20 protein-coding genes and 1 pseudogene are annotated in these 25,295 nt (G+C 65.6%); 13 read left to right on the top strand and 8 right to left on the bottom strand.

Going from position 1 to position 25,295, the window contains the following annotated elements:
* Nucleotides 1-46: 46 nt before the first annotated feature.
* Nucleotides 47-355, bottom strand: a complete 309-nt coding sequence (locus FAS41_RS21625) for an NIPSNAP family protein (protein WP_138525481.1) — start codon at nt 353-355, stop codon at nt 47-49.
* 301 nt (nt 356-656) lie between these two features.
* Between FAS41_RS21625 and FAS41_RS21620 the strand changes: the two genes are divergently transcribed.
* Complete coding sequence (locus tag FAS41_RS21620) at nt 657-1,349, top strand: MgtC/SapB family protein (protein WP_138525480.1); 693 nt, start codon at nt 657-659, stop codon at nt 1,347-1,349.
* Nucleotides 1,350-1,403: 54 nt separating this feature from the next.
* Here the strand turns inward: FAS41_RS21620 and FAS41_RS21615 are convergent, their stop codons facing one another.
* On the bottom strand, nt 1,404-1,748 hold the full coding sequence (locus FAS41_RS21615) for a cupin domain-containing protein (protein ID WP_138525479.1): 345 nt from the start codon (nt 1,746-1,748) through the stop codon (nt 1,404-1,406).
* A 231-nt stretch (nt 1,749-1,979) separates the two neighbouring features.
* Here FAS41_RS21615 and FAS41_RS21610 point away from each other — a divergent pair, with 231 nt between their 5' ends.
* Together FAS41_RS21610 and FAS41_RS21605 are read left to right on the top strand one after the other, a co-directional pair.
* Complete coding sequence (locus FAS41_RS21610; protein WP_138525478.1) at nt 1,980-3,317, top strand: OprD family porin; 1,338 nt, start codon at nt 1,980-1,982, stop codon at nt 3,315-3,317.
* A 339-nt stretch (nt 3,318-3,656) separates the two neighbouring features.
* A complete protein-coding gene (locus FAS41_RS21605) occupies nt 3,657-4,406 on the top strand; it encodes a substrate-binding periplasmic protein (protein WP_138525477.1) in 750 nt (249 codons plus the stop codon).
* Between the two features lie 47 nt (nt 4,407-4,453).
* On the opposite strand, the gene FAS41_RS21600 is transcribed toward FAS41_RS21605, so the two are convergent.
* The 3 genes from FAS41_RS21600 to FAS41_RS21590 form a co-directional block, all read right to left on the bottom strand.
* Nucleotides 4,454-7,606 carry a CusA/CzcA family heavy metal efflux RND transporter gene (locus tag FAS41_RS21600; protein ID WP_138525476.1) on the bottom strand — a complete coding sequence of 1,051 codons (3,153 nt, stop codon included), beginning with the start codon at nt 7,604-7,606 and terminating at the stop codon, nt 4,454-4,456.
* Nucleotides 7,607-7,618: 12 nt separating this feature from the next.
* The gene (locus FAS41_RS21595; protein ID WP_138525475.1) at nt 7,619-8,869 is read right to left on the bottom strand and encodes an efflux RND transporter periplasmic adaptor subunit; all 1,251 of its coding nucleotides are present in this window, start codon (nt 8,867-8,869) and stop codon (nt 7,619-7,621) included.
* Between the two features lie 171 nt (nt 8,870-9,040).
* Nucleotides 9,041-10,288 carry a TolC family protein gene (locus tag FAS41_RS21590; RefSeq protein WP_425049040.1) on the bottom strand — a complete coding sequence of 416 codons (1,248 nt, stop codon included), beginning with the start codon at nt 10,286-10,288 and terminating at the stop codon, nt 9,041-9,043.
* A 402-nt stretch (nt 10,289-10,690) separates the two neighbouring features.
* Here FAS41_RS21590 and FAS41_RS21585 point away from each other — a divergent pair, with 402 nt between their 5' ends.
* Both FAS41_RS21585 and FAS41_RS21580 read left to right on the top strand, forming a co-directional pair.
* The gene (locus FAS41_RS21585; RefSeq protein WP_138525474.1) at nt 10,691-11,365 is read left to right on the top strand and encodes a heavy metal response regulator transcription factor; all 675 of its coding nucleotides are present in this window, start codon (nt 10,691-10,693) and stop codon (nt 11,363-11,365) included.
* A complete protein-coding gene (locus FAS41_RS21580) occupies nt 11,362-12,747 on the top strand; it encodes a heavy metal sensor histidine kinase (RefSeq protein ID WP_138525473.1) in 1,386 nt (461 codons plus the stop codon). Before FAS41_RS21585 ends, FAS41_RS21580 begins: the two co-directional genes overlap by 4 nt.
* An 18-nt stretch (nt 12,748-12,765) precedes the next feature.
* On the opposite strand, the gene FAS41_RS21575 is transcribed toward FAS41_RS21580, so the two are convergent.
* The gene (locus FAS41_RS21575) at nt 12,766-13,101 is read right to left on the bottom strand and encodes a DUF2790 domain-containing protein (protein WP_138525472.1); all 336 of its coding nucleotides are present in this window, start codon (nt 13,099-13,101) and stop codon (nt 12,766-12,768) included.
* A gap of 315 nt (nt 13,102-13,416) precedes the next feature.
* Between FAS41_RS21575 and FAS41_RS21570 the strand changes: the two genes are divergently transcribed.
* On the top strand, nt 13,417-14,085 hold the full coding sequence (locus tag FAS41_RS21570; protein ID WP_138525471.1) for a TIGR04211 family SH3 domain-containing protein: 669 nt from the start codon (nt 13,417-13,419) through the stop codon (nt 14,083-14,085).
* Between the two features lie 4 nt (nt 14,086-14,089).
* Here FAS41_RS21570 and FAS41_RS21565 read toward each other — a convergent pair whose 3' ends face one another.
* Together FAS41_RS21565 and FAS41_RS21560 are read right to left on the bottom strand one after the other, a co-directional pair.
* Nucleotides 14,090-14,536 (bottom strand): GNAT family N-acetyltransferase, encoded by a 447-nt coding sequence (locus tag FAS41_RS21565; RefSeq protein WP_138525470.1) that lies wholly within the window; start codon nt 14,534-14,536, stop codon nt 14,090-14,092.
* 143 nt (nt 14,537-14,679) lie between these two features.
* The gene (locus FAS41_RS21560; protein WP_138525469.1) at nt 14,680-15,600 is read right to left on the bottom strand and encodes a LysR family transcriptional regulator; all 921 of its coding nucleotides are present in this window, start codon (nt 15,598-15,600) and stop codon (nt 14,680-14,682) included.
* A gap of 347 nt (nt 15,601-15,947) precedes the next feature.
* Between FAS41_RS21560 and FAS41_RS21555 the strand changes: the two are divergent.
* The 7 genes and pseudogenes from FAS41_RS21555 to FAS41_RS21525 form a co-directional block, all read left to right on the top strand.
* Nucleotides 15,948-18,291: pseudogene (locus tag FAS41_RS21555) on the top strand (TonB-dependent receptor); the annotation flags it as partial.
* 57 nt (nt 18,292-18,348) lie between these two features.
* Nucleotides 18,349-19,254: a TauD/TfdA dioxygenase family protein gene (locus tag FAS41_RS21550; protein ID WP_138525467.1), complete on the top strand. Its 906-nt coding sequence runs from the start codon at nt 18,349-18,351 to the stop codon at nt 19,252-19,254.
* Nucleotides 19,255-19,470: 216 nt separating this feature from the next.
* Nucleotides 19,471-20,358, top strand: coding sequence for a TauD/TfdA dioxygenase family protein (locus FAS41_RS21545; RefSeq protein WP_138525466.1), 888 nt, complete (start codon nt 19,471-19,473; stop codon nt 20,356-20,358).
* 279 nt (nt 20,359-20,637) lie between these two features.
* Entirely contained in the window at nt 20,638-21,387 is a 750-nt protein-coding gene (locus FAS41_RS21540) for a GntR family transcriptional regulator (RefSeq protein WP_138525465.1), read from the top strand.
* Complete coding sequence (locus tag FAS41_RS21535) at nt 21,384-23,135, top strand: fumarate reductase/succinate dehydrogenase flavoprotein subunit (RefSeq protein WP_138525464.1); 1,752 nt, start codon at nt 21,384-21,386, stop codon at nt 23,133-23,135. Before FAS41_RS21540 ends, FAS41_RS21535 begins: the two co-directional genes overlap by 4 nt.
* 253 nt (nt 23,136-23,388) lie before the next feature.
* Entirely contained in the window at nt 23,389-23,634 is a 246-nt protein-coding gene (locus FAS41_RS21530; protein ID WP_138525463.1) for a 4Fe-4S dicluster domain-containing protein, read from the top strand.
* A gap of 204 nt (nt 23,635-23,838) precedes the next feature.
* A complete protein-coding gene (locus FAS41_RS21525) occupies nt 23,839-25,248 on the top strand; it encodes an ABC transporter substrate-binding protein (RefSeq protein ID WP_138525462.1) in 1,410 nt (469 codons plus the stop codon).
* The last annotated feature ends 47 nt before the right edge of the window (nt 25,249-25,295 follow it).

Genomic DNA, 25,295 nt, shown 5'->3' with positions numbered 1-25,295 from the left:
GCTTGCCGGCTGGCACGGGGCCTGCGCGCTGCATCAAAGCGGGCGATCAGTCGCCGAACACCGGCCGGAAGAAGCTCCGCTCGTAGCTGAGAATGCAGCGGGTTTCTTCCGCGTAACGGAACGCGGCCTGGCATTCGGGATCGTCCATGGATTGCTGTCGGTAGCGTTCGTAGTCGGCCAGGCTGGGGAAGGTGAACATCGCCAGGGCAATGTTGCTGGCCCCCTCGGAGGGCAGGAAGTAGCCGTGGTGCTGACCGCCGAAGCGCTCCACCAGGGGAATCCACAGCCGGCCGTAGTGTTCGAATTCCTTGAGCTTGTACGGGTCCAGCACGTAGCGCAGGTAACAGGTGACCATCTTGCCAACTCTCTTGCGTTGAATGGGACGGCCACTCTACCTAGTCCTCGCGGGAACGCCTAAACAGCCTTCCCGGCATATGGCTCTTCGTAGGAGCGAGCTTGCTCGCGAACAGGCCTCCCGGCGACCTCGTCGTCAAGCGGTTCGCGAGCAAGCTCGCTGCTACAGGTCACAGCCCGCCTGCGACATGTCAGCCCGTATCGCCCACCAGCCCGTTAGACTGGACGCACCTCCCTATTCACCAGGGGCACGATGCCCCTTTCCACGGACGTCGGCACAAGACCGGCGCGGAGCACAAGGCATGAACTTCGAGATTGTCCTCGACCTCTTCGCGGCACTCTGTTTCGGCGCACTGATCGGCATGGAGCGCCAATGGCGCCAGCGCTTCACCGGCGTTGCCACCCATGGCCTGGTGGCCCTGGGCGCGGCCACCTTCGCCACCCTGCCGTTCCTGCTCGGCGCGGAGGACCAGGTGGTGCGGATGTCCGCCCAGGTGGTCACCGGCATCGGCTTCCTCGGCGCAGGCGTGATCATGCGTGACGGCCTCAGCGTTCGCGGCCTGAGCACCGCGGCCACGGTCTGGTGTACCGGCGCCGTGGGTGTGCTGGCTGGCAGCGGATTTCTGCTCGCGGCGCTGTGCGCCACCCTGCTCATCGTGCTCTGCAACCTGACGCTGCCGACGGTGACCCGCTGGATTCAGCGCCACGCTCCCATCGAACCCAGCACCGAGCGCTACTACGAAGTGCAGGCCGTCACCGAATCCCAGCATGAAGCCCTGGTGCGCTCTACCCTGCTGCGCCGCCTGGGTGCCAACGGCCTGGCCTTGCAGAGCCTGGAAAGCCACACCCGCAAGACTGGCGGCGAGGTGGAAGTGAGCGCTCTGGCGCTCGCGCCCCGCGAGCAGGACAGCCTGCTGGAAGCTCTGGTCGGTGAGCTGGCCTTGGCGCCCTATGTGTCGGCCGCCAGCTGGTCGGTCAGCGACGGGCCCCAATGAGCGCCGCACCCTGAAAAAGGGAGCCGATGGGCTCCCTTTTTCATGATATCCAGGTCAGGCGAACACGAAGTACTTGCGCACCGTCTCCACCACTTCCCAGGTGCCCTTCATGCCCGGTTCGATGACGAACACGTCGCCGGCACGCAGGTGGACTGGCTGCTCTCCCTCGGGGGTGATGACGCAGTAGCCGTCGAGGAAGTGGCAGTACTCCCACTTCTCGTAATTCACCTCGAACTTGCCGGGGGTGCAGATCCAGGTGCCCATGATCTTGCTGCCGTCCGCCGACAGGTAGGCGTTGAGGTTGACGGTGTGCGGGTCGCCGCCGATGCGCTTCCACTTGGTCGCGTCCAGCACGGGCTTCGGGCAGGTGTCGCGCAGGACGGTGATGAAATCGGACATGTCAGCTCCAGGTCGTTTCAATGAGGGTTCGCCACCCTAGGCATCGGCCGCCGGCAGCGATTGCCTGGTTCCGACATCGGTTTGCCTGCCAGCGCTGCCTGACAGATTTGTCATCCGCCGCTCACGCCAGCGTTATCCACGCTCCTACACGATGCCCGTGGCCCTCGCCACGCCTGGGCGAAAACAACAACAGCAGGCGGTAACCGACCATCCTGCCCTTAGGAGCACATCATGTACCGATACAAGTTCCCGCTGGCGGCTTCGCTGCTGGCACTGGGGGTCGCTTCGCCGACCGTCCTCGCCGAAGGCAAGTCCGAGGAGAAGGCCGAAGGCTTCCTTGAAGGCGCCAGCCTGGAAATCCTCAACCGCAACCTCTACTTCAACCGCGACGCCCGCCACGGCCAGTCGATGCCGCCGCGCGGCAACGGCTACTCGGAAGTCTGGGCCCACGGGATCATCGGCAGGTTCGAGTCCGGCTTCACCCAGGGCACGGTCGGCGTGGGCGTTGACGCCTTCGCCATGGTCGGCTTCCAGCTCGACACCGGCGACGGCCGCAACGGCGCCGGCAGCTCGGTGGACGTATTGCCCACCGATAACGACGGCCGCACCGAGAGTGACTACGCCAAGGCCGGCGGCGCCGCCAAGGTGCGCCTGTGGGACACGGTGCTGAAGGTCGGCGACGTGTTCCCGGAAACGCCCGTGGTGCATTACGGCGACTCGCGCCTGCTGCCGGAATCCTTCCGTGGCTTCACTCTGCAGAACACCAGCCTGGAAGGCCTGACGCTGCAAGGCGGCCGCCTGCACTCCATGAGCCAGCCGCAGTCACGGCAGATGGACGACGGTTTCGCCACCTTCTACGCAGGCCCGGTGGACTCCGACTGGCTTGCCTATGGCGGCGGCGACTACGCCATCAACGACAACGCCAGCGTCAGTCTCTACAGCAGCCGCCTGAAGGACGCCTGGAACCAGTACTACTTCGGCACCGCGCTTAACTTCCCGCTCAGCGAGGGCGTGGAGCTGTTCGGCGGCTTCAACTACTACAAGTCGCAGGACGAGGGCCGCGAGCTGCTCGGCGAGTTCAACACCAACATCTGGAGCGCCAGCGCCGGCGTTCACTTCGGCGCCCACCGCATCGCCGTCAGCCACCAGCGCAACAACGGCAACAACGACTTCGACTACCTGCGCCAGGCTGACTCGATCTACCTCGACAACTCCATCCAGTACAGCGACTTCAACTCGCCGAAGGAGCGTTCCTGGATGGTCCGCTACGACCTCGACATGGCCACCTACGGCGTGCCCGGCCTGAGTTTCATGACCCGCTATGCCCGCGGTACCGACGCCGACTACTCCAACGCCAACGCCGTGTACATGCGCCGCGACGACAACGGCGATCCACTCACCGACCAGAAGCGCTGGGAGCGTGACATCGAAGCCAAGTACGTGTTCCAGGAGGGCCAGCTCAAGGACCTGTCGCTGCGCATACGTCAGGCGACGACCCGCGCCACCGCCTTCGAGTCGGACCTGGATGAGGTGCGGCTGATCATCGAGTACCCCTTGGCGGTGCTCTAGGACCATCGCCTGGGGGGATGACGAAATTGTCAGCTACGCCTCAGCCTCCCGTTAGGCGCCCCTGCGTATAACGGAAGGCATCACCGCCCCCAAGGCAACTGGTGATGATTTCCCCCGCAAGACTGCTCCACTTCCTGGCGCTCCACGTGCCCCTTTGGAGGAAGAGGAACCCTCGGCGCCCGCATGGGCGCCTTTTTTTGCCGCTTTCATCGTCATCGCCGCTGCCCATGCCACCGACTCAAGCCGATGCAGAATTCTGCGCGGATTCCGGACGCGAGCTTGTCCGTCCCCGCCGACGATGCCACTCTCTGGCGATCCTCACGGTAGCGGACCACAGCCTTGAAGCTTTCGACACTCATTGCGGCGTTGCTCAGCCTGCTGGTGAGCAGCCTCGCCGGGGCCGACGACTACCGGGTCGTCACGGAAGACTGGGCCCCTTACAACTATCGGGAGAATGGGCAGATCACCGGACTTGCCACGGAAATTGTCCGCGCCATCATGCTGCGCACGGGCGACCGCTTCGAGATCGTCCTGCTGCCGAGCATGCGCACCACCCGCGACCTGCAACTGCGCCCAAAGACCATCATGTTCTCGTTGTTCCGCACGGCGGAGCGCGAGCCTCTTTACAAGTGGGTGGGGCCGATCGTCGAGGAATCCATTCACGCCTACCAGCTGGCCGGCGCCGAGCCGCCGATCACGACCCTGGCTCAACTGCGGCAGGCCAAGCGCATCACCACGCGCCACGCGGGCCTGGTCCCGGATACGCTGGCGGCGCAAGGCTTCGACAATCTCGACCCGCGGGCAGTGGAAAGCGAGCAGCTGTACCGCATGCTCCTGGCCGGCCGCACCGGCATCATCGTCGGTGACACCGACGCGGGCGTCGCCTATTACAGCAAGCAGCTGAACATCGCCGCGGGAACGCTACGGCGCATTCCCATCGAGCTCTATCGCTCTTCTCTGTACATCGCCTTCAGTCGCGACAGCGACGACGCCCTGGTTGCGAGCTGGGCCAGCGCTCTGGAGGAAATGCGCCAATCCGGCGAGCTGGAGCAAATCCGGCGCCGCTACGAACACGCTGACGAGCACTGAGTGGTTTCGTCGCCAGGGCGATCAGGCCCTGACGACAACCGCGCTCATCAATCCGCCTGCGAAACCTCCTCCTCGCGACGGTGGATCCACCGATACAACGCCGGCAGCACCAGCAATGTCAGCGTGGTCGAGGACAGGATGCCGCCGATCACCACGGTCGCCAGCGGCCGCTGCACTTCCGCGCCAGTGCCGGTAGCCAGCGCCATGGGCACGAAGCCCAGGGAAGCCACCAGCGCCGTCATCAGCACCGGGCGCAGGCGGGTCAGCGCGCCTTCACGGATCGCCGCATCGAGGCCGCGCCCCTCCTCCCGCAAACTGCGGATGAACGAGATCATCACCAGGCCGTTGAGCACCGCCACGCCCGACAGCGCGATGAACCCTACGCCCGCGGAGATCGACAACGGGATATCGCGCAACCACAGCGCGACCACGCCGCCCGTGAGTGCGAAGGGAATCCCGGTGAACACCACCAGGCCATCGCGGACGTTGTTGAACATCATCAGCAGCAGAGTGAACACCAGCAGCAACGCCACCGGCACTACGATCTGCAGACGTTGCGCCGCCGACTGCAACTGCTCGAACTGGCCGCCCCAGGTCGTCCAGTAGCCGGCCTGCAGCTTCACCTGCTGCTCGATGCTGCCGCTGGCTTCGGAGACGAACGAGCCGATATCCCGGCCACGCACGTTGGCGCTGACCACGACGAGACGCTTGCCGTTCTCGCGACTGACCTGGTTCGGCCCCTGCACCAGCTCCAGGCGCGCCACCTCTCCCAGGGTGATGAAACCGATGCGCGAATCGATGGCGTTGGCCGGAGCCGGCACCGGGATCAGCATGCGCGACAGGGCGTCGATATCGCTGCGCAGGTTTTCTGGCAGGCGCACGATCAGGTCGAAGCGGCGGTCGCCCTCGAACAGCGTGCCTGCCTCGCGCCCACCGATGGCCACGGCGACATTGTCCTGGATATCGCCGACATTCAGCCCATAGCGCGCCGCGCGCTGGCGGTCGATGTTGACGGTGAGCACCGGCAGGCCGCTGGTCTGCTCGACCTTCACCTCGGATGAACCCTGCACCTGGCGCAGTACACCGGCAATCTGCTCGGCAGTCTGGTTCAGCACGTCCATGTCATCGCCGAAGACCTTCACCGCCACGTCGCTGCGCACCCCGGAAATCAGCTCGTTGAAGCGCAGCTGGATGGGTTGCGACAGTTCGTAGGCACTGCCCGGTACGCCATTGGCAGCGTCCTGGATTTCCGCTTCCAGTTGCGCGCGACTCTTCTTCGGATCGGGCCACTGGTCCTTGGGCTTGAGCATCACGTAGGCGTCGGAGATGTTCGGCGGCATCGGGTCAGAGGCGATCTCGGCGGTACCGGTACGGCTGAACATGCGCTGCACCTCCGGCACCTTGTCGAGCACCTGGCGCTCCAGCCGTTCCTGCATGGCCACCGATTGCGAGAGGCTGGTGCCCGGCGTACGCAAGGATTGCAGGGCGAAGTCTCCTTCGCCCAGGCTGGGCACGAACTCGCTGCCCATGCCCCTGGCGAGCAACCCCGAGAGCACCACCAGCACGGCGGCGCCGGCGAATACCAGCGCACGGCGCGCCATCACCCAGTCCAGCACCGGCTCGTAGGCACGGCGCGCACTGCGCATCAGCAGGTTTTCCTCTTCCTTCACCTTGCCGGTGATGAACAGCGCGATGGCCGCCGGGACGAAGGTCACCGAGAGGATCATCGCCCCCAGCAGCGCCAGCACCACGGTGAACGCCATGGGGTGGAACATTTTCCCCTCGACGCCGGTGAGGGCGAGGATCGGCAGGTACACCACCATGATGATCAGTTGCCCATAGATCAGCGCGCGCCGCGCTTCCTTCGACGCGGCAAAGACCTCGTGCAGACGTTCGCTACGGGTGAGCATGCGCCCATGATGCTGCTGCGCGTGGGCCAGGCGGCGAATGGCGTTCTCGACGATCACCACGGCGCCGTCGACGATGATGCCGAAGTCCAGCGCGCCGAGACTCATCAGGTTGGCGCTGATGCGGTTGCTGAACATGCCGGTGAAGGTGAACAACATGGCCAGCGGGATCACCATGGCGGTGATCAGCGCCGCGCGGATGTTACCCAGGAACAGGAAGAGCACCGCGATCACCAGGATCGCCCCCTCGGTGAGGTTGCGCTTGACCGTGGCGATGGCCTTGTCCACCAGCTGCGTACGGTCGTAGACGGTCACTGCCTTGACCCCGGCCGGTAACGTGCGGTTGATCTCGTCCAGCTTGGCCGCAGCAGCCTTGGCGACCGTACGGCTGTTCTCGCCGATCAGCATGAACACCGTGCCAAGCACCACTTCGCGGCCATCTTCGGTGGCGGCGCCGGTGCGCAGCTCACGACCGAGGTCGACCTCGGCGACGTTGCGCAGGCGGATCGGCGTGCCGTCGACATTGGCGACCACGATGTTGGCGATGTCTTCCAGGCTTCCCACCTGCCCCGGTGCACGCACCAGCAATTGCTCGCCGTTGCGCTCGATGTAACCGGCGCCGACGTTGGCGTTGTTACGCTCCAGCGCGGCGATCACATCGGCCAGGGTCAGCCGGTAGGCTGCGAGACGGCGGGTGTCCGGGGCGACCTGGAACTGCTTGGCGAAGCCGCCGATGGTGTTCACCTCGGCCACGCCCGGCACGTTGCGCAGTTGCGGCTTGATCACCCAGTCCTGGATCACGCGCAGGTCGGTGGGCGTGTATTCGCTGCCGTCCTCCTTGCGCGCGCCCGGCTCGGCTTCGATGGTCCACAGGAAGATTTCTCCCAGTCCCGTGGAAATCGGCCCCATGGCCGACTCGACGCCCTCCGGCAATTGCTCGCGGGCCTGCTGCAAGCGTTCGTTGACCAATTGGCGAGCGAAAAACAGGTCGGTGCCATCCTTGAAGATCACCGTCACCTGGGACAGCCCCGAGCGCGAGATCGAGCGCGTCTGCTGCAGGCCGGGCAGTCCCGCCATGGCGGTCTCCACCGGGTAGGTGACGCGCTGCTCGGTCTCCAACGGGGTGAAGCCCGGTGCCGAGGTGTTCACCTGCACCTGCACGTTGGTGATGTCGGGTACCGCGTCGATGGGCAGCTTCTGGTAGCTGGCGATACCCAGGCCGGCCATGGCGAGAACGGCGAGCAACACGAGATAGCGTTGCTCGATGGCGAAACGAATGATGCGTTCGAACATGCTCTCGCTCCGTCAGTGCGCGTGGGACGCCGAGCTCTTGCCCAGCTCGGACTTGAGGACGAAGCTGCCTTCGGCCGCCACCTGATCGCCGGCGGCAAGCCCGGCCAGCACCTCGACCTGACCTGCGCTGCGCGCGCCGAGATCGACCGGACGCGGGGCGAACCCTTCGATGCTGCGCACGAAGACGCTGGGCTTGCCTTCCACCTCCTGGATCGCCTGCTCCGGCACCGCAACCGCCACCTGGCGCGCACTGCTGCTCACCCGCACATTGACGAACAGGCCGGGACGCCAGGCGCCATCGGGATTGGCCAGGGTGACGCGGGCCACCGCGCTGCGGGTCTGCTCGCCGAGCAGGTTGCCGACATAGCTGACGCGACCATCGACCTGCATGCCCAGGTCCGCCGCCTCCACCCGCGCCGGCTTGCCCACCTGCACCCGCGCCAGGTCCTGAGGCGCCACACTGAAACTGGCCCAGACCCGCGACAGGTCGGACAGCGTGAAGGCCGCCGTGGTCTCGCTGACCACCTCGCCGGGTACCAGGTGCTTCTCCACCACTACGCCGTCGAAAGGCGCGCGCAGTTCATAGCGATTGCCACCGGCGCTGGCCGACACGCCGCTGAGCGCGTTGGTCTTCTGCTGTGCGTTGGCCAGGGCGATGCGCGCCTCTTCCAGGTCCTGGCGCGCCTGCAGGTAGTCCTGTTCGGCGGAAATCTTCTCCTGCCACAGCTCCCGTTCGCGCTCGAATGTCCTGCTCGCCAGGGCCAGCCGGCGCTGGGCGGCAGCCAGCTCGCTGCGCAGCTCGGACACCTGCTGGCTGGCGATCACCGCCAGCAGCTGGCCCTTCTTCACGCTTTGCCCGAGCTCCACCGACACCGCTTCCACCACGCCAGGGGTGCGCGGCACGACGTGCGCGGTGCGGTCCTCATCGAAACCGATCTCACCGGGCAGGCTGAAGGCTTCATCCAGCGCCTGTGGGCCGGCGGTCACCAGCTGGATGCCGGCGGCCTCGATCTGCGCAGGGGTCAGGTGCAGGCCTTCCTCCTCGTTGTCTGTTTCCTCGGCGACGTGATGTTCACCATCGGCATGGCTGGCCGCTTCGGCATGGCTGGCCGGCGCAGGGTTGCCATGGTGCTCGCCGTCCGCATGGGTGGCGTCGTCGAGGTGTTTGCCGCCGGCCTGTTCGCTGCCCATCCAGGCGTAGGCGCTGACGCCTAGAGCGGAGGCCAGCAGAACGGCGGCGGCGAGAGGGGTTTTCTTGATCATGGAAGCTCCGGTAAATATCCCCCGACGCCGCGCCGTGGCGCAGGCACCGCAGGGTGATGGAGGGTGCTGAAGAGGTCATGGACGCACCAGTGCGCGGGCAGGCTCACGGTCGGCGCGGCAGCAGATGGCATCAGGGTCACGAGCAGCAGGCCGAGCCAGGCGCGACGGCGGTTAGCGGGCCGTGCCGACATCGCCGTAGACCCGTTCGATGCGTCCCCAGGCATCGCTGACCTGAGCCAGCGCACGCAGGTACTGGTCGCGGGCGGTGATCAGGGTGCGCTGGGCGTCGAGCACTTCGAGGAAGCCGAACTTGCCCATCTCGAAGCCGCGCGTGGCGCTTTCCACGGCGGTCTGGGCACTGGGCAGGATGGTCTGGCGGAAGGCATTCACCTCGCCCTGGGCGGTACTCCACTGCTGCAGCGCCTGCTGGGTTTCCTGACGCAGGCGCAGCTCGGTGGCATTGCGCAGGTCGCGGGCCTGATCGGCACGGCGCGATTCGGCGAGGATGTTGCCCTGGTTACGGTCGAACAACGGCAGCGGCAGGCTGAAGCCGATCACCGCAACGCGGTCGCGGTTGCCCTCCTCGATCGCTTCCTGGCTCCCCAGGCTGACATCGAGGTCGGGGATGCGCTGGGTCTTCGCCAGGCGCACGGCAGCTTCGCCTTCATCGATGCGCCCCTGCGCCAGGCGCATCGGCGCGCTATCACCGAGGCGGCGCAGCAGCTCATCGGGGGTTGGCAGCGCGGGCAAGGACTGCGCGCCGTCGTTGCGCACCCCGGTGAAGTCCGGCGACGCAAGCCCCATCAGCGCGGCCAGCGCCTGGTTGGCGTCGGCCCGTTCGCGACGGGCGCGCTCCTGCTCCAGGCGCACTTCGGCCAGTTGTACCTGCGCGCGGTTGGCCTCCAGTGGCGGCGCCTTGCCGGCACGCACACGGCCATCAGCGGCAGAGACGCCCCGCTGCGCCAACTCGACGGACTGTTGCGCCAGGCGCTCGCGCTCCTGGGCACGCAGGGCGGTGTAGAACACCGCGATCACCTCGCCACGCAATTGATTGCGCCGGGCTTCCAGGCTCAGCGCCGCCACATCCTGGCCGCGCTCGGCCAGTTCCACCCGTGCGCCGCGCTTGCCGCCCAGTTCCAGTGGCTGGCTGATACTGAGGGTGGTGGTGCGGTTGCGCGATTCGGTGCCCTCCTGCTCCCAGGACAGCGTCGGGTTGCGCAGCAGACCGGCCTGCTCGCGCAGCCCCTGGGCAATACCGATTTCCCGGCCGCTGGCAGCCAGCTCGGGGTTACCGCTGGCGGCCGCCTGCAGGGCATCCTCGATGCCGATCTCGCGGGCCTGCGCCCAGCTTGGCGACTGCCAGAGCAGCAACGCCAGCAGCGTCGCCTGCGCGGCGAATACAGAACGTCTTGAAAACACGGCGAACCTCGCACGGTGGAGTCAACTTCGACGGCATCCCGTCATTTCCACCGGCGAATCTAGAAGTGCCTCTCTAGCGACAAGGTGACTGGATAATTACAAACATGTAATTGGCCATCCGCCGACGTCCCGTTGTATGTATTTAAAAAGGCCGCACGCCGCTTCCAGGTAACTTCAGGAAACAATTCAAAGCATTCCAACGAAACCCTAAATCTCCTGAAATTCCTTGCAGACCAGCGATCTACAGAACTTTCAGCACTTCTTTCAGAACCGCAAATGCGACATCGCCATCGTTGACCCTGAAGTCGCTACAGCTTCTAGACTGCGCGCGTTTTTCGCAGTCCGGATGAACTTTCCTGCACCTGCGGCACCACTCTTCACGCAATTACCGAGTAACTATTCATGAAGATCCTGCTCATCGAGGACGACCACAAGACGGCCGATTATCTGCAACAGGGGCTGAGCGAAAGCGGCTATGTCGTCGACCGCGCCGACAACGGCGTCGACGGCCTGCACCTGGCCCGGCAGTGCGCCTACGACCTGGTCATCCTCGATGTGAACCTGCCGCAGATGGACGGCTGGGACGTGCTCGCCAGCCTGCGTCAGCACAGCGACATCCGCGTGATGATGCTCACCGCCCGCGGCCGCCTCACCGAGCGGGTCAAAGGCTTCGACCTGGGCGCCGATGACTACCTGCTCAAGCCCTTCGAGTTCCCCGAACTGCTGGCCCGCGTGCGCTCGCTGATGCGCCGCAGCGAGCGCATCGACCAGCCACAGGTGCTGGAGATCGGCGGGCTGGAACTGGACCCCGGCCGCCATCGCGCCTACCGCGACAGCCAGCGCATCGACCTGACCAGCAAGGAGTTCGCCCTGCTGTACCTGCTGATGAGCCGCAGCGGCGAAGTGCTTTCGCGCACGCAGATCATCTCGCTGGTCTGGGACATGAACTTCGACTGCGACACCAACGTGGTGGAAGTCACCATTCGCCGTTTGCGCGCCAAGATCGACGATCCCTTCGCCGACAAGCTGATCCACACCTTGCGCGGAGTCGGCTACGTGCTGGAGTCCCGCGCATGAAGCCGGCCAGCCTGTCGCTGCGCATCGGCCTGTGGGTCGGCGTGCTGGGTTCGGTGCTGACGGTACTGCTGCTCACCCTCGCCTACGTCGCCCTCGATCATCAGCTGGACCAGCGCGCCCACCGCGAACTGGAAGACAAGCTCGGGCAACTGCGCCACGCGCTGGAGGCCGACCCCGGCCTCGCCGCCCTGCCCCTGCGCGGCCATACCCTGCAGGACCAGTTGATGGGCCACGATAATCTCAGCGCTGTGCTGCTCGCCGAACAGCCTGGAAAATCGGCGCTGTTCAACAGTGGGTCGCCCGCTGATCTGCCGGCGCTCGATGCATTCGCCGGCACTGGCCGTGCGTTCGGCTGGAGCGCGCCGGATGGCCGCCGCCTGCTCACCGAGCCCAGCCTGATCCGCCTGCGCGACGGCAATACCCTGCGAGTATTCCTGACCCTGGATCGCCGCGAGGATGACGCCCTGCTCAGCGCCTTCCTGCGTTCGGCCTGGCTGGCGGTGCCGCCACTGCTGCTGCTGATCGCCCTCGGCGCGCGCCTGGTGGCCAAGCGCGGCCTGCAACCTTTGCGAAAATTCGGCCAGGTGGCTTCTCTGATCACCACTCAGGATCTCAGCCATCGCATCCCCGTGCAGGACCTGCCGCGGGAACTGGGCAAGGCCGCGCGGGCGCTGAACCTGATGCTGCACCGACTGGATGGCGGCGTGCAGCAGCTGACGCAGTTCTCCGACGACATCGCCCACGAACTGCGCTCGCCCATCGGCAACCTGCTGGGCAAGGCTCAGGTAACGCTGTCGCGGCCGCGGCAAAAGGAAGAGTACGAGACGGTGCTGGCTGCCAGCACCGAGGAGCTGGAACGAGTCGGGCGGATCGTCAGCGACATGCTGTTCCTCGCCCAGGTCAGCCACCCACGGGCACTGCTGCCGCAGGAGCCGGTACGGCTGGAAGAGGAAGCGGCGAAGGTCGCCGAGCTGTTCGACTTCAGCGCCGAGGAGAAGTCGCTGCGCATCGTCATCGAAGGTCACGGGCTGGTGGTGGGCGACCGCCTGATGATCCAGCGCGCCATTTCCAACCTGCTGTCCAACGCCATCCGCCACACGCCCAAGGGCGAGCGCATCAGCGTGCAGGTGCGGGGCGATGGGGAGGCCGTGACGCTACAGGTACAGAACCCCGGCGCGGGGATTTCCGCCGAGCACCTGCCGCACCTGTTCGAGCGCTTCTACCGGGTGGACAAGGGTCGCTCGCGGGCACAGGGCGGCACGGGCCTTGGGCTGGCCATCGTGCGCTCGATCATGGAGCTGCACCTGGGCACCGCCTGTGCGCAGAGTTCGGAGGAAGGGCCGACGCGCTTCCTCCTGAAGTTTCCTCCGCCACCTGACTGATCGCCGTCCAGCTCAAGATCAGCGGGTGGCACGGCAGGCGACGCGCTCGGTGCGGTACTCGATGGCCTGTTCCTCGCCGAAGGAGTCCTTGTAGCGCAGCTGCACCGGCACCACGCCGCAGTCGGCGCTCATCGGAGTCACCGCCACCACTTCGGCAATGTCCAGGTTCATCCCGTAGGTGTACTGCTTCGCCTCGGCGATCTGCGTCGGCGTGGGCGCGCTCTGGCGGGCCTGCATGACCTGCTGGCGGGCCTGTTCCATACGGGCGAAGGTGATGTCGCCGCCACCGTCGGCCAGCGCCAGGGAGGATACGCCGGTCAGAACAGCGATCAGGAAGAAGCGGGAGAGTTTCATGGCAGTCACCTCGTGGGTGGTTGGAAGTGACTCCACCTTAAGTGCCCGCCGCTAACGGGAAGCTGAGGCAAGGATGACGATTCGGTTATCCAGCCTTGATCGATCATTAGCAATTTCTCACCACTCATCCGCGCAATTTCCCACCGGTGAACTCTCGGCATCCGACAACTGTCTGTGTGCTGTCGGCCCACCGGGTGGGATCCCTGGCCATTGGCCACCCGGACAGCTCTGAATCCTTCGTTTCAAATAAATCGCCCGGCCGGCGTTTTCGCTCCCGCAAGGCGGGTTTCGTTCCAAGTCATGTGAAGATTGCCCATGTCCCTATCGCGTCGCTTCCCCGCACGAGTTTCTCCCCTCCAGACCCGCGCCCTCGGTGCCTGCCTGTTCGCCGGCCTGCTGGCAGCCGGCGCTCCGGCCCAGGCCGAGGAGCCCGCCAGCAACGCGCGCTGGGTGAACGACAGCCTGAGCACCTACGTGCGCAGCGGCCCTACCGACGGCTACCGCATCGTCGGCACCCTGACCTCCGGGCAGAAGGTCCAGTTGGTCAGCACGTCCGGCGACTACAGCCAGGTGCGTAGCGACAGTGGCAACACCGTGTGGATCGCCAGCAAGGACCTGCAGGAGAAGCCGGGCCAGGCCGAGCGCCTGCCCTCCCTGGAACAAAAGGTCACCGAGCTGACCACCCAGCTGCAGACCATCGACGACAGCTGGAAGAACCGCGTGCAGGGCATGCAGGAAACCCTGGACGCGCGCAAGAAGCTCATCGACGAACTGCAGGCCGCGCGCACTGCCCTGGACGGCGAACTGAGCCAGGCGCGCTCGCAACTGCGCGATGCGCAGGCGCAACTGGGCGATGAGAACAAACAGGTGCTGATGCGCTACATGGCTTACGGCGGCAGCATTGCCGGCGCCGGCCTGCTGGCCGGGCTGATCCTGCCAACCATGTTGCGGGTGCGCCGCAAGCGCAGCACCGAGTGGGTCTGACGCCTCAGTCCAGGCGCAACTCGTACTGCCGATAGCCCAGGGCGTCACTGCCCTGCGGCTCGAACCCGGCTCGCTCGTACAGGCGCCGCGCCGGGTTGTCCGGGCGCACGCTGAGCTTCAATCGCGTGTAGCCTTCCTGCCGGGCATCGGCGATATAGCGCTGCAACAGCGCCGCACCGACACCCTTTCCCCGCCACGCCACGCTGACACCCAAAGTGCAGAGCTCCGCGCTGCCCTCTTCGGGTAACCAGAGGCTGTAGCCGACACTCTCGCCTTCATGCTCGGCGATGGTCAGGCGCTCGAAGTGCTCCAGCCAGCGCGCCAGGTGCCGGTCGAAGTCTTCTCGCCAGCGCGCCTCGTGGGCAGGCTCCCACTGGCGGATATAGGCCTCCTCGCCTCGCTGGACGTAGGGCACATCGGTGATGCAGGCGGGGCGGAACGAGAAACTCATTGCAGGCGTCCATGAAAGGTTCCGGGCGGTACGATCAGACCCTCTCATCTGTCGCCCCTTGCAGGCAAGCCGACTGATCCGCCCGGACAGTCCCTGCCGATAATCGCTACCGTTGATTCGCCATTGGCCAGTGGAGCCCCCCCTCACGCCACCTCGCTCTCCACCCCCGCATCCAGGTCCACCAGCAGCTCGATCATCGCCCGCGCCGCCGCCGAGAGGCGGTCGCCGCTGCGGGTGACGATACCGCAGCGGGCCTGGAGGATATCGACGTTCTGCGGCAGGTTTCGAAAGTGCAGGCGCACCAGCTCCCCGCGCGCCATCGGCTCGCTCAGCGCCTCCTCCACGGCGATGCCGATGGCATCGGTCTGGCTGACGATGCGCACCAGCGAGGCCATGTCCTCGCACTGCACGTTGGTGCTGATGTCGATCTTGCCGCTGAGGTTGGCGAGCATCTTCCGCGCGCTGGGCGGGATCAGCGTGGCCGCCAGCGGGTAGGCGAACATGTCGTTGGTGGAGAGGCTTTCCTTGGCCAGTAGCGGGTGCCCCTCGCGGCAGAAGAACAGCCCGCTGCGCGGCTTCAGCGCGCGGGTCTGGAAGTTCGGGTCAGCCTCGAAATGGCGGATATCGGCGACGAAGAATTCGATCTCCTCGCGACTCAGACTGCGTGCCAGGCGCTCCCAGTTGTCAACACCGAACTGGATATGGATGCGCGGGTAGCGCTGGACGAAACGTGACACCGCATCGGACACCAGTTTCTGCGCCGGCGCCGGCCCGCTGCCGAAGCGCAGCTCACCCGAGTCCAGCTTGTTCAGCCGGGCCACCGCGTGGCTCAGGTTGTTGGCGCCCTGCACCAGGCTCAGCGCGTGCTGCAACACCACCTGGCCCTCGGGGGTCGGGCGCAGGTCCTTGCTGCCCCGGTCCACCAGGCGGCAGCCCAGCTCCTGCTCCAGGCCCTGGATGCTGCGGCTGAACGCCGGCTGGGTGATGCCCATGGCGTCGGCGGCGCGAACGAAGCTGCGGTGTTCGTTGAGGGCGATGAAGTAGCGGAGTTGGCGCAGATCCATGATGCATTTCCGGCATTGAAAATAGTGGGCAAAGGCATTTGCCGCTCGTTATGCGCTGGTTTTAAATGCAAGCTCTTATTCCGTCAACGAAGAATAAAACAAACATCTATTCTTTTATGAACTAAGAATATAGCTCAGACCAGGAGTCGCCCGATGCCAGCCTTGCACCGCCTCTCTTCGCGAATGTGCCTGTCCCGCTGTCGCTGACAGCAAAGCCGCACCCACCCACAACGAAAAACGTCGTTCGCCACTTTTGCCTGGCGCGGCCCCCTTTTGCCCGCGAACAGCGTGCAGAGACAAGGACACAGCATGACTTCGAGACACTCGCCCTTCCCCTTCAAACCGCGCCGGCTGCGGGCTCCGGACTACGCCGTGGTCCTGCTACTGGCCCTGGGCGGCGCCCTGCCCGTGCTCGCTGAGGAAACCGAGGACGCCACCACCGGCAGTGAAACCAGCAAGCCCGTCAGCGCCGCGCAGGCCAAGGCCGACGCCACCCTGGGCAAGGTCACCGTGACTGCCCGCCGCCGCGAGGAAGACTCGCAGAAGGTGCCGACGCCAATCACCGTGGTCGGCGGCGAGACCCTGGAAACCCAGCGGGTCTACAAGGTGCAGGATCTGCAGCAGATCCTGCCCAGCGTGAACGTCGCCTTCATCCACGCGCGGCAGTCGAGCATCGCGGTTCGCGGCATCGGCAACAACCCGGCCAGCGACGGCCTCGAAGGCAGCGCCGGGGTCTACCTGGACAACGTCTATCTCGGTCGTCCGGGCATGGCGGTATTCGACCTGCTGGACATCGAGCAACTGGAACTGCTGCGCGGCCCGCAGGGCACGCTGTTCGGCAAGAACACCACGGCCGGCGTGCTGAACATCAGCACCCGCGCCCCGACTTTCACGCCGGAACGCAGCGTGGAGGTCTCCGGCGGCCAGGACGGCTACTTCCAGGGCAAGGGCACCGTCTCCGGCGCGCTGACCGATACCCTGGCCGGGCGCGTTTCGGCCTACCGCACCCGCGACGACGGCTACATCAAGAACGTCCACGACGATAACTACCTGAACGGCGGCGAGCGCCAGGGCATTCGCGGGCAACTGCTGTTCAAGCCCAACGAAGACTTCGACCTGCGCTGGATCAACGACTACAACGAGGAGGATTCCAGCAACGGCAGCATGGTGGTGTATGGCGCCGCCGACCGCTTCTGGCAGCGCGCCGCCGCGGTGGGCGCCTCGCCGATTCGCGATCCGGACCGGCACAAGGTCAACATCAACAGCCGCCAGCACGTCAGCGTGCACCAGGGCGGCAGTTCGGTGGAGGCCAACTGGAACCTCAATGGCGGCTACAAGCTGACCTCCATCAGCGCTTACCGCTACTGGCACTTCACCCCGGCCAACGACGAGCAGCTCAACGTCTCGGCAATCAACAACACCGGGGTCGAAGTCCACGACCGCCAGTTCTCCCAGGAAATCCGCCTGGCCTCGCCTACCGGTGGCTTCTTCGACTACGTGCTGGGCGCCTACGCGTTCAACCAGAACCTGGGCAACAAGACCTTCACCGACTACGGCCCGCTCGCCGATCCTTACCTGCTCGGGGCAAACCTCAACGCCCTGAACAACACCTACTCCAAGGCCAACGGCAAGATCGAAACCGACAGCTTCGCGCTGTTCGCCCAGGGTACCTGGCACCTCACCGACAAGCTGGACTTCACCGCCGGCCTGCGTGGCACCTACGAGGAAAAGGACGCCAAGGTCGAACGCTTCGATCCGGTGGGTGGCGCACCGGTTACCGGCGTCGGCGCGGTGGTGCGGCGCAACCAGCTGGGCGCCTACGACTCGGGCGACCTGAGCCTCTACAGCTTCGCGCCCTCGGCGCTGCTGAGCCTGAGCTACCAGTTCACCGACGACCTGCTGGGCTATGCCTCGCTGTCCCACGGCGAGAAGTCCGGCGGTGTGAACCTCGCCGTGGCCAGTGCGCCAACGGCCGGCGCCGACTCCCTGCTGGTCGGCCCGGAGCGCGCCAATGACGCCGAACTGGGGATCAAGACGACTCTGTTCGACAACCGCCTGCAACTGAACACCAACCTGTTCTGGACCGGCATCCACGGCTACCAGGCGACCACCCTGTACCAGCCGCCGGGCTCGACCCAGCTGGTCTCGGTACTCTCCAACGCCGGCAGCGTGCGTTCGCGCGGCCTGGAGTTCGAAGCCACCGCCCTGCCGATCCGTGGCCTGACGCTGAACTTCAACGGCTCCTACAACGACGTCACCTACCTTTCGTTCAAGGACGCCCCGTGCCCGGCGGAAGTCTCCACTCAAGCCAATGCACCCGCCACCTGCGACCTCACTGGGGATCGGGTGGTCGGCGCCTCCAAGTGGATCGCCAACCTCAATGGCGAATACGCCTGGAACCTCGACGACGGCATCCGCCCCTACGTGACCGGCAGCTACTCCTACCGCTCCGAGGCCGAGGGCACGCTGGACAACTCCGACCTCTCGAAGATCGACGGCTACGGCCTGGCGAACTTCTCCGTCGGCCTGCGCAAGGACCTCGATGACGGCCAGCTGGACGCCTCGGTCTGGCTGAAGAACGCCTTCGACAAGGACTACTACCTGGCCGCCTTTGCCAGCATCAACGGCTCCTACACCGCCTCGGTAGGGCAGCCGCGCACCCTGGGCGCCTCCGTTCGATACGACTTCTGATCCCCATCCGCCGCGCTGACGGGCGCGGCGCTATTGCCACAGCAAGAGGACGATGAGATGAGCAACGCAGCACAAGCTATCAAGCAGGACCTCGCCAACCTGGACATCCACCCGGTCGCCGGGCGCATCGGCGCCGAAATTCGCGGCGTGAAGCTGTCCGGCGAGCTGGACGCCGCCACCACCGACGCCATCCAGGCCGCACTGGTGAAGCACAAGGTGATCTTCTTCCGCGACCAGACGCACCTCGATGACCAGGGCCAGGAGGCGTTCGCCAAGCTCCTCGGCAAACCCGTGGCACACCCCACCGTCCCGGTGCAGGAAGGCACGCACTATCTGCTGGAACTGGACGGTGCCCAGGGCCGCCGCGCCAACTCCTGGCACACCGACGTGACCTTCGTCGATGCCTATCCCAAGGCCTCGATCCTGCGCAACGTGGTGGCCCCGGAGTCTGGCGGCGACACCGTGTGGGCCAACACTGCCACTGCCTACGACGACCTGGCGCCGGAGCTCAAGGCGCTGGCCGATTCCCTCTGGGCGGTACACAGCAACGAATACGACTACGCCAGCGTGCGACCGAATGTCGACCCGGCGCGCCTGGAGGAATATCGCAAGATTTTCACTTCCACCGTCTACGAGACCGAGCACCCGGTGGTGCGCGTGCATCCGGTCAGCGGCGAGAAGACGCTGCTGCTGGGGCACTTCGTCAAGCGCCTGAAGGGCCTCTCGCAGCATGATTCGGCGCACCTGTTCGCCGTGCTGCAGAGCCACGTCACCCGCCTGGAAAATACCGTGCGCTGGCGCTGGCAGCCGGGCGACGTGGCCATCTGGGACAACCGCGCCACCCAGCACTACGCCGTGGACGACTACGGTACCCAACCGCGCATCGTGCGCCGCGTGACCCTCGACGGCGATGTGCCGGTGGGTGTCGACGGGCAGCGCAGCCGGACGATCAAGAAGCTTTGATGGTCCTCTGCCATTCACCCTCTCCCCAGCCCTCTAACTAGGCGTCCCCCCCCTGAAGGGAGAGGGAGCTTCCGCGTGAAGCGAGTTTCGCGTGCAGTCCTGTTGCCTCGTTTGCCGGCCTGCACCCCGGTTTCACCTGGCTCCGATCCAGTCCCCTCTCCCTTCAGGCAGAGGGTTAGGGAGAGGGCCACCCATGCCTGAATGGAGCACCAACGCATGACCCAATCCGCCCTCAAACACTCCACCGCCGAACCCTTCGCCATCGTCCCCCTCGACGCCCCACTGGGCGCCGAAGTACGCGGCCTCGACGCCCGCGAGCCACTGACGCCGGAACAGATCCTGGCAATCAAGCAGGCCCACCGTGAGCACCACATCCTGATCTTCAAGGACCAGCAACTCGACGATCAGCAATACCTGCGTTTCGCCACGCTGTTCGGTGCGGTGTTCCAGCCCCCAGCGGACGTACCGGTGCTGTCCTCCGGCGCTGATGGCAAGGCGCCGGACATCGTCAAGGTGGCCAACACCGAGGATGGCGAGCTGGGCAACTTCGCCCTGCCGGCCCACGTCGACCATCAGTGGACGCCGCTCCCCTCGTCCGGCTCCTTCCTCTACGCGCTGGAGGTACCCAGGACCGGCGGCGAAACCCAGTTCACCAACCTCGCCCGCGCCTATCAGACGCTCGATGAGGCGACCCGCGCCGAGATCGATCCGCTGCGGCTGATCAACTACAACCCCTTCATCCGCCTGAAGAGCGGCGGCTACAACGGCACCTTCGTGCGCTACCGCACCCCGGACATCGAGCCCATCCAGGGCACCGAGCACCCGCTGGTGCGCACGCACCCGGAGAGCGGCAAGCGCGTGCTGTTCCTCTCCGTGCACACCGAGGTGGAAATCCCCGGCGCCGATCCGCAGCAGGGCGCGGCGCTGGTGGAGAAGCTGCGCGAGCATCTGCAGAAACCCGAGCTGATCTACAGCCACAAATGGTCGGTCGGCGACATCGTCTGGTGGGACAACCAGGCCGTGCTGCACGGGCGCAACGCCTTCCCGGCCAGCGAGAAGCGCCGCCTGAAGCGCATCAGCCTGTCCGGCAGCCGGCCGTTCTGAAGCCAGCGTAGGGCGCATAACGCTGGTGCGTTATGCGCCCTACGGAGCAGGAGTTTCTGCGCGAGTGCCATTGAACCTGTAGGAGCGAGCTTGCTCGCGAACCGCCTAATGCCGGAGTACCCGGATAATTTGTTCGCGAGCAAGCTCGCTCCTACAAAACATCCGGCCTGTGAAATTCCATGAAACCGGCGCTTTCTATGCTTATGCGAAATCGTTTCTTGTCCTGAATCAATTATTCCTTTTATCCTTTCGGCAACTCGTCATAACAAGTTATGAACTATGGCCGAACTACTCCCCCTCTCTCCCGTTCCTCTCTACAGCCAGCTGAAGGAAATCCTGCGCACGCGCATCCTCGACGGCAGCTATCCGCCGCTCAGCCGCATGCCTTCCGAGGCTGAGCTGGGCAAGGCCTTCGAGGTCAGCCGGATCACCGTGCGCCAGGCATTGGGCGACCTGCAGAAGGAGGGGCTGATCTTCAAGATCCATGGCAAGGGCACCTTCGTCGCCAAGCCCAAGGCGTTCCAGAACGTCAGCACCCTGCAAGGCCTGGGTGAGTCCATGACCCAGCGCGGCTACGAGGTGATCAACCGCCTGCGCAGCTTCAAGACCGTGCCGGCAAATGCCCAGGTCGCCGCCCGCCTGCAGGTTGCCGAGGGCGAGAACGTGGTGCAGATCAAGCGTGCCCGCCTGGTCAACCGCGAGCTGGTGTCGCTGGAGATCACCTGGCTGCCCGAGCACGTCGGCAAGCGCCTGGAGAAGGCCGACCTGGTCAGCCGCGACATCTTCCTGATCCTCGAGAACGACTGCGCCCTGCCCCTGGGCCACGCCGATCTGGCCATCGACGCCATCCTCGCCGACGCCGAACTGGCCGGCGCGCTGGAAGTGGAAGAAGGCTCGCCAGTGATGCGCATCGAGCGCCTGACCCACACCGCAGACGGCGCCCCCCTGGACTACGAACACCTCTACTACCGTGGCGATGCCTTCCAGTACCGCCTGCGCATCGACCGCCACAAGGGACAGCATTCATGAGCCAGTTCGACCTCTCCCAGGTTCCCGAGGACAAGGAACTCGCCTACGACATCGTGGTGATCGGCGGCGGCACCGCCGGCCCGATGGCCGCGATCAAGGCCAAGGAAGCCAACCGCGAGTTGCGCGTGCTGCTGGTGGACAAGGCCAACGTCAAGCGCAGCGGCGCCATCAGCATGGGCATGGACGGCCTGAACAACGCCATCATTCCCGGCCACGCCACGCCCGAGCAGTACACCAAGGAAATCACCGTCGCCAACGACGGTATCGTCAACCAGGCGGCGGTTTACGCCTACGCCACCCACAGCTTCGAGACCCTGCAGCAGCTGGACCGCTGGGGCGTGAAGTTCGAGAAGGACGAAGTTGGCGACTACGCAGTGAAGAAGGTCCACCACATGGGCGCCTATGTGCTGCCCATGCCCGAGGGCCACGACATCAAGAAGGTGCTGTACCGGCAGCTCAAGCGCGCGCGCATCGAGATCACCAACCGCCTGGTGGTCACCCGCCTGCTGACCGACGCCGATGGCGCAGTCAACGGCCTGCTCGGCTTCGACTGCCGTACCGCGCAGTTCCAGGTGATCCGCGCCAAGGCCGTGGTCCTCGCCTGCGGCGCTGCCGGTCGCCTGGGGCTGCCCTCGTCCGGCTACCTGATGGGCACCTACGAGAACCCCACCAACGCCGGCGACGGCTATGCCATGGCCTACCACGCGGGGGCGGAGCTTTCCAACCTGGAGTGTTTCCAGATCAACCCGCTGATCAAGGACTACAACGGCCCGGCCTGTGCCTACGTCACCGGCCCGCTGGGTGGCTACACCGCCAACAGCAAGGGCGAGCGCTTCATCGAGTGCGACTACTGGAGCGGCCAGATGATGTGGGAGTTCCACCAGGAACTCGAAGGCGGCAACGGCCCGGTATTCCTCAAGCTCGACCACCTGGCCGAGGAAACCATCCAGACCATCGAGGACATCCTCCACAGCAACGAACGCCCCAGCCGCGGCCAGTTCCACGCCAACCGTGGCACCGACTACCGCCAGCAGATGGTGGAGATGCACATCTCCGAGATCGGTTTCTGTTCCGGCCACTCGGCTTCGGGTGTCTGGGTCAACGAGAAGGCCGAAACCAGCGTCAAGGGCCTGTACTCGGCCGGCGACATGGCCGCCGTGCCGCACAACTACATGCTCGGCGCCTTCACCTACGGCTGGTTCGCCGGCGCCAATGCTGCGCAATACGTGGCCGGCCGCGAGTTCAGCGAGGTCGATGCCACCCAGGTCGAACGCGAACGCGAACGCGTCTTCGCCCCGCTCAAGCGAGAGCACGGCCTGCCGCCGGCGCAGGTCGAGTACAAGCTGCGACGCATGGTCAACGACTACCTGCAACCGCCCAAGGTGACGAAGAAGATGGAGATCGGCCTGCAGCGCTTCGCCGAGATCGCCCGTGACCTCGACCAGCTCAAGGCCAACAACCCCCACGAGCTGATGCGCGCCATGGAAGTCAGCGTGATCCGCGACTGCGCCGAGATGGCCGCCCGCGCCTCGCTGTTCCGCACCGAAAGCCGCTGGGGCCTGTACCACCACCGCGTGGACTACCCGCTGCGCAACGACGCCGACTGGTTCTGCCACGCCCATCTGAAGAAAGGCGAGGACGGCGAGATGACCAGTTTCAAGAAACCCATCGAACCCTATGTGATCGCGCTGGATGAGGACGAGCAGCAGGCTTACGAGAAGCTGCGGGTGAAGAGCGAGGCGGCCTGATGATTTCCGACTGACCGCAGAGCCCCTCTCCCCCCGCCCTCTCCCGCAGGCGGTAGAGGGAGCCCGATCGGCGCCAGCAGTGAACACGGAGCCAGCCGACGAACACAGAAACATCCACGACTCCGAACGCCCCCCTCTCCCTTCAGGGAGAGGGCTGGGGAGAAGGTCTCGAGCCACCGCACCGAACCTTCGCCCGAACAACCAGCCCGCCGCCATGACGGCCGGCAAAGCAACACGATGAGGACCGCGTGCCATGGCCTACCAACCCCAGGAAGTCTTCTTCCGCTCCAGCGCCCCGGTGACGGTGGACGAGGACAAGTGCATCGCCGACAAGGGCTGCACCGTCTGCGTCGAGGTCTGCCCGATGGACCTGCTGGCAATCAACCCCGCTACCCAGAAGGCCTACATGGCCTTCGACGAATGCTGGTACTGCATGCCCTGCGAGAAGGACTGCCCGACCGGTGCGGTGCGCGTCGAGATTCCCTACCTGCTGCGTTGAGCTTGCGCTCAACCCGGGTATCGCTGTGCTCCACCCAGGCTACGGGTGCTTCGTAGGATGGCGTGGAGCGAAGCGATACCCATCATTCACATAAGAAACGCCATCCGGCCCCACCGCCGGACGCCTGATGCACTGCCCCTCGTTTCCCACCGCAAGGCCTGCGGCGGAGACGATTCCAACACTCATGATTCGAGGGGAACACCCATGACCTTGCGCACCACCCTGGCCGGCCTCGCGCTCGCCATTGCCAGCGTTACCACCGCTCAAGCCGAGACCATCCGAGTAGCCATCGGCACCCAGGACACCACCATCAACTGCGCCGCCGGCGGCCTGTTGATCCGCGAACTCGGCCTGCTCGACAAGTACCTGCCCCACGACGGCAAGTACCAGGACGCGCAGTACGATGTGCAGTGGAAGAACTTCACCAGCGGCGCACCACTGACCAACGAGATGGTCGCCGGCAAGCTCGACTTCGGCGCCATGGCCGACTTCCCCGGCTCGCTCAACGGCGTCGCCCACGAGGCCGCCGGCAAGCGCAGCCTGTTCATCAGCGTGCTGTCGGGCAGCATCGAGGGCAGCGGCAACGGCATCGTCGTGCCCGCCTCGTCCAAGGTACAGTCGCTGGCCGAGCTCAAGGGCCAGACCATCTCCGTGCCCTTCGCCTCCACCGCCCACGGTCTGCTGCTGCGCGCCATCGCCGCCCAGGGCTGGGACCCGGAAAAGGACGTCACCATCATCGCGCAGCCGCCGGAAGTCGCCGGCTCCGCGCTGCAAGCCAACAAGATCGCCGCCCACGCCGATTTCGTGCCCTTTGCCGAGCTGTTCGAAAGCCGTGGCATCGCCCGCAAGATCTACGACGGATCGCAAGCCAAGGCGCCGACCTTCCACGGCGCGCTGGTGGAAGCCGACTACGCGCAACAGTACCCGGAAATCGTCGAGGCCTACCTGCGCGCAACCTACGAGGCCAACCAGCTGCTGGCGAAGGACCCGGAGAAATACAGCGAGCTGATCGAGAAGGTCGCCGGCATCCCCGCCGAGGTGAACTACCTGTTCCATGGTCCGCTCGGCCTGCAGACCCGCGACCTGACCTGGAAGCCGGAATACCGCCAGGCCGTCGCCACCGCCATCGACACCCTGAAGCTGCTGAAGAAGGCCGACCGCGGGCTGAACGTCGAGCAGTTCGTCGACGACCGCTATATCCGCGCGGCCTTCAAGGCGTCCGGCGCCGACTATGACCAGGCGCTGAAGAACTACGCGCAGCAGCCGCTGCTGGGCAACGACGCGCTGACCGGCAAGCCGATCGGCGATACCCGCAAGGTCGCGCAGATCTGGGTACGCGGCGAGCCGAAGGTACGCAGCTACGCCACCGCCAGGGAAGCGCTGGGGCAGCTCGCCGAGCTGAAGAAGCAAGGCAAGGACATCCGTGCCGTCTACGCCCAGGCCAGTGACAGCGGTATCAAGCTGCTCGCCGGGCAGGCCTGGTTCGTGCGCGGCAAGGATGGCGCGCTGGATGCCTTCCTGCTGCGCGAACAGGCCGACGCCTTCGCCCGTCAACACGGCGGAGAAGTCGCCGACTTCGCCGCCGCCAGCCAGCAGGCCGTGGCCAGCCGCTGAGGTCAGCCACTCGGGTAGATCCCCGGCGCCCCGTGCGCCGGGACTCG

The sequence above is a fragment of the Pseudomonas nicosulfuronedens genome, from assembly GCF_005877905.1.
Taxonomy (GTDB): domain Bacteria; phylum Pseudomonadota; class Gammaproteobacteria; order Pseudomonadales; family Pseudomonadaceae; genus Pseudomonas; species Pseudomonas nicosulfuronedens.
Note: the sequence above shows the minus strand (reverse complement) of the source record. Positions and strands in the feature narration are given on the sequence as shown.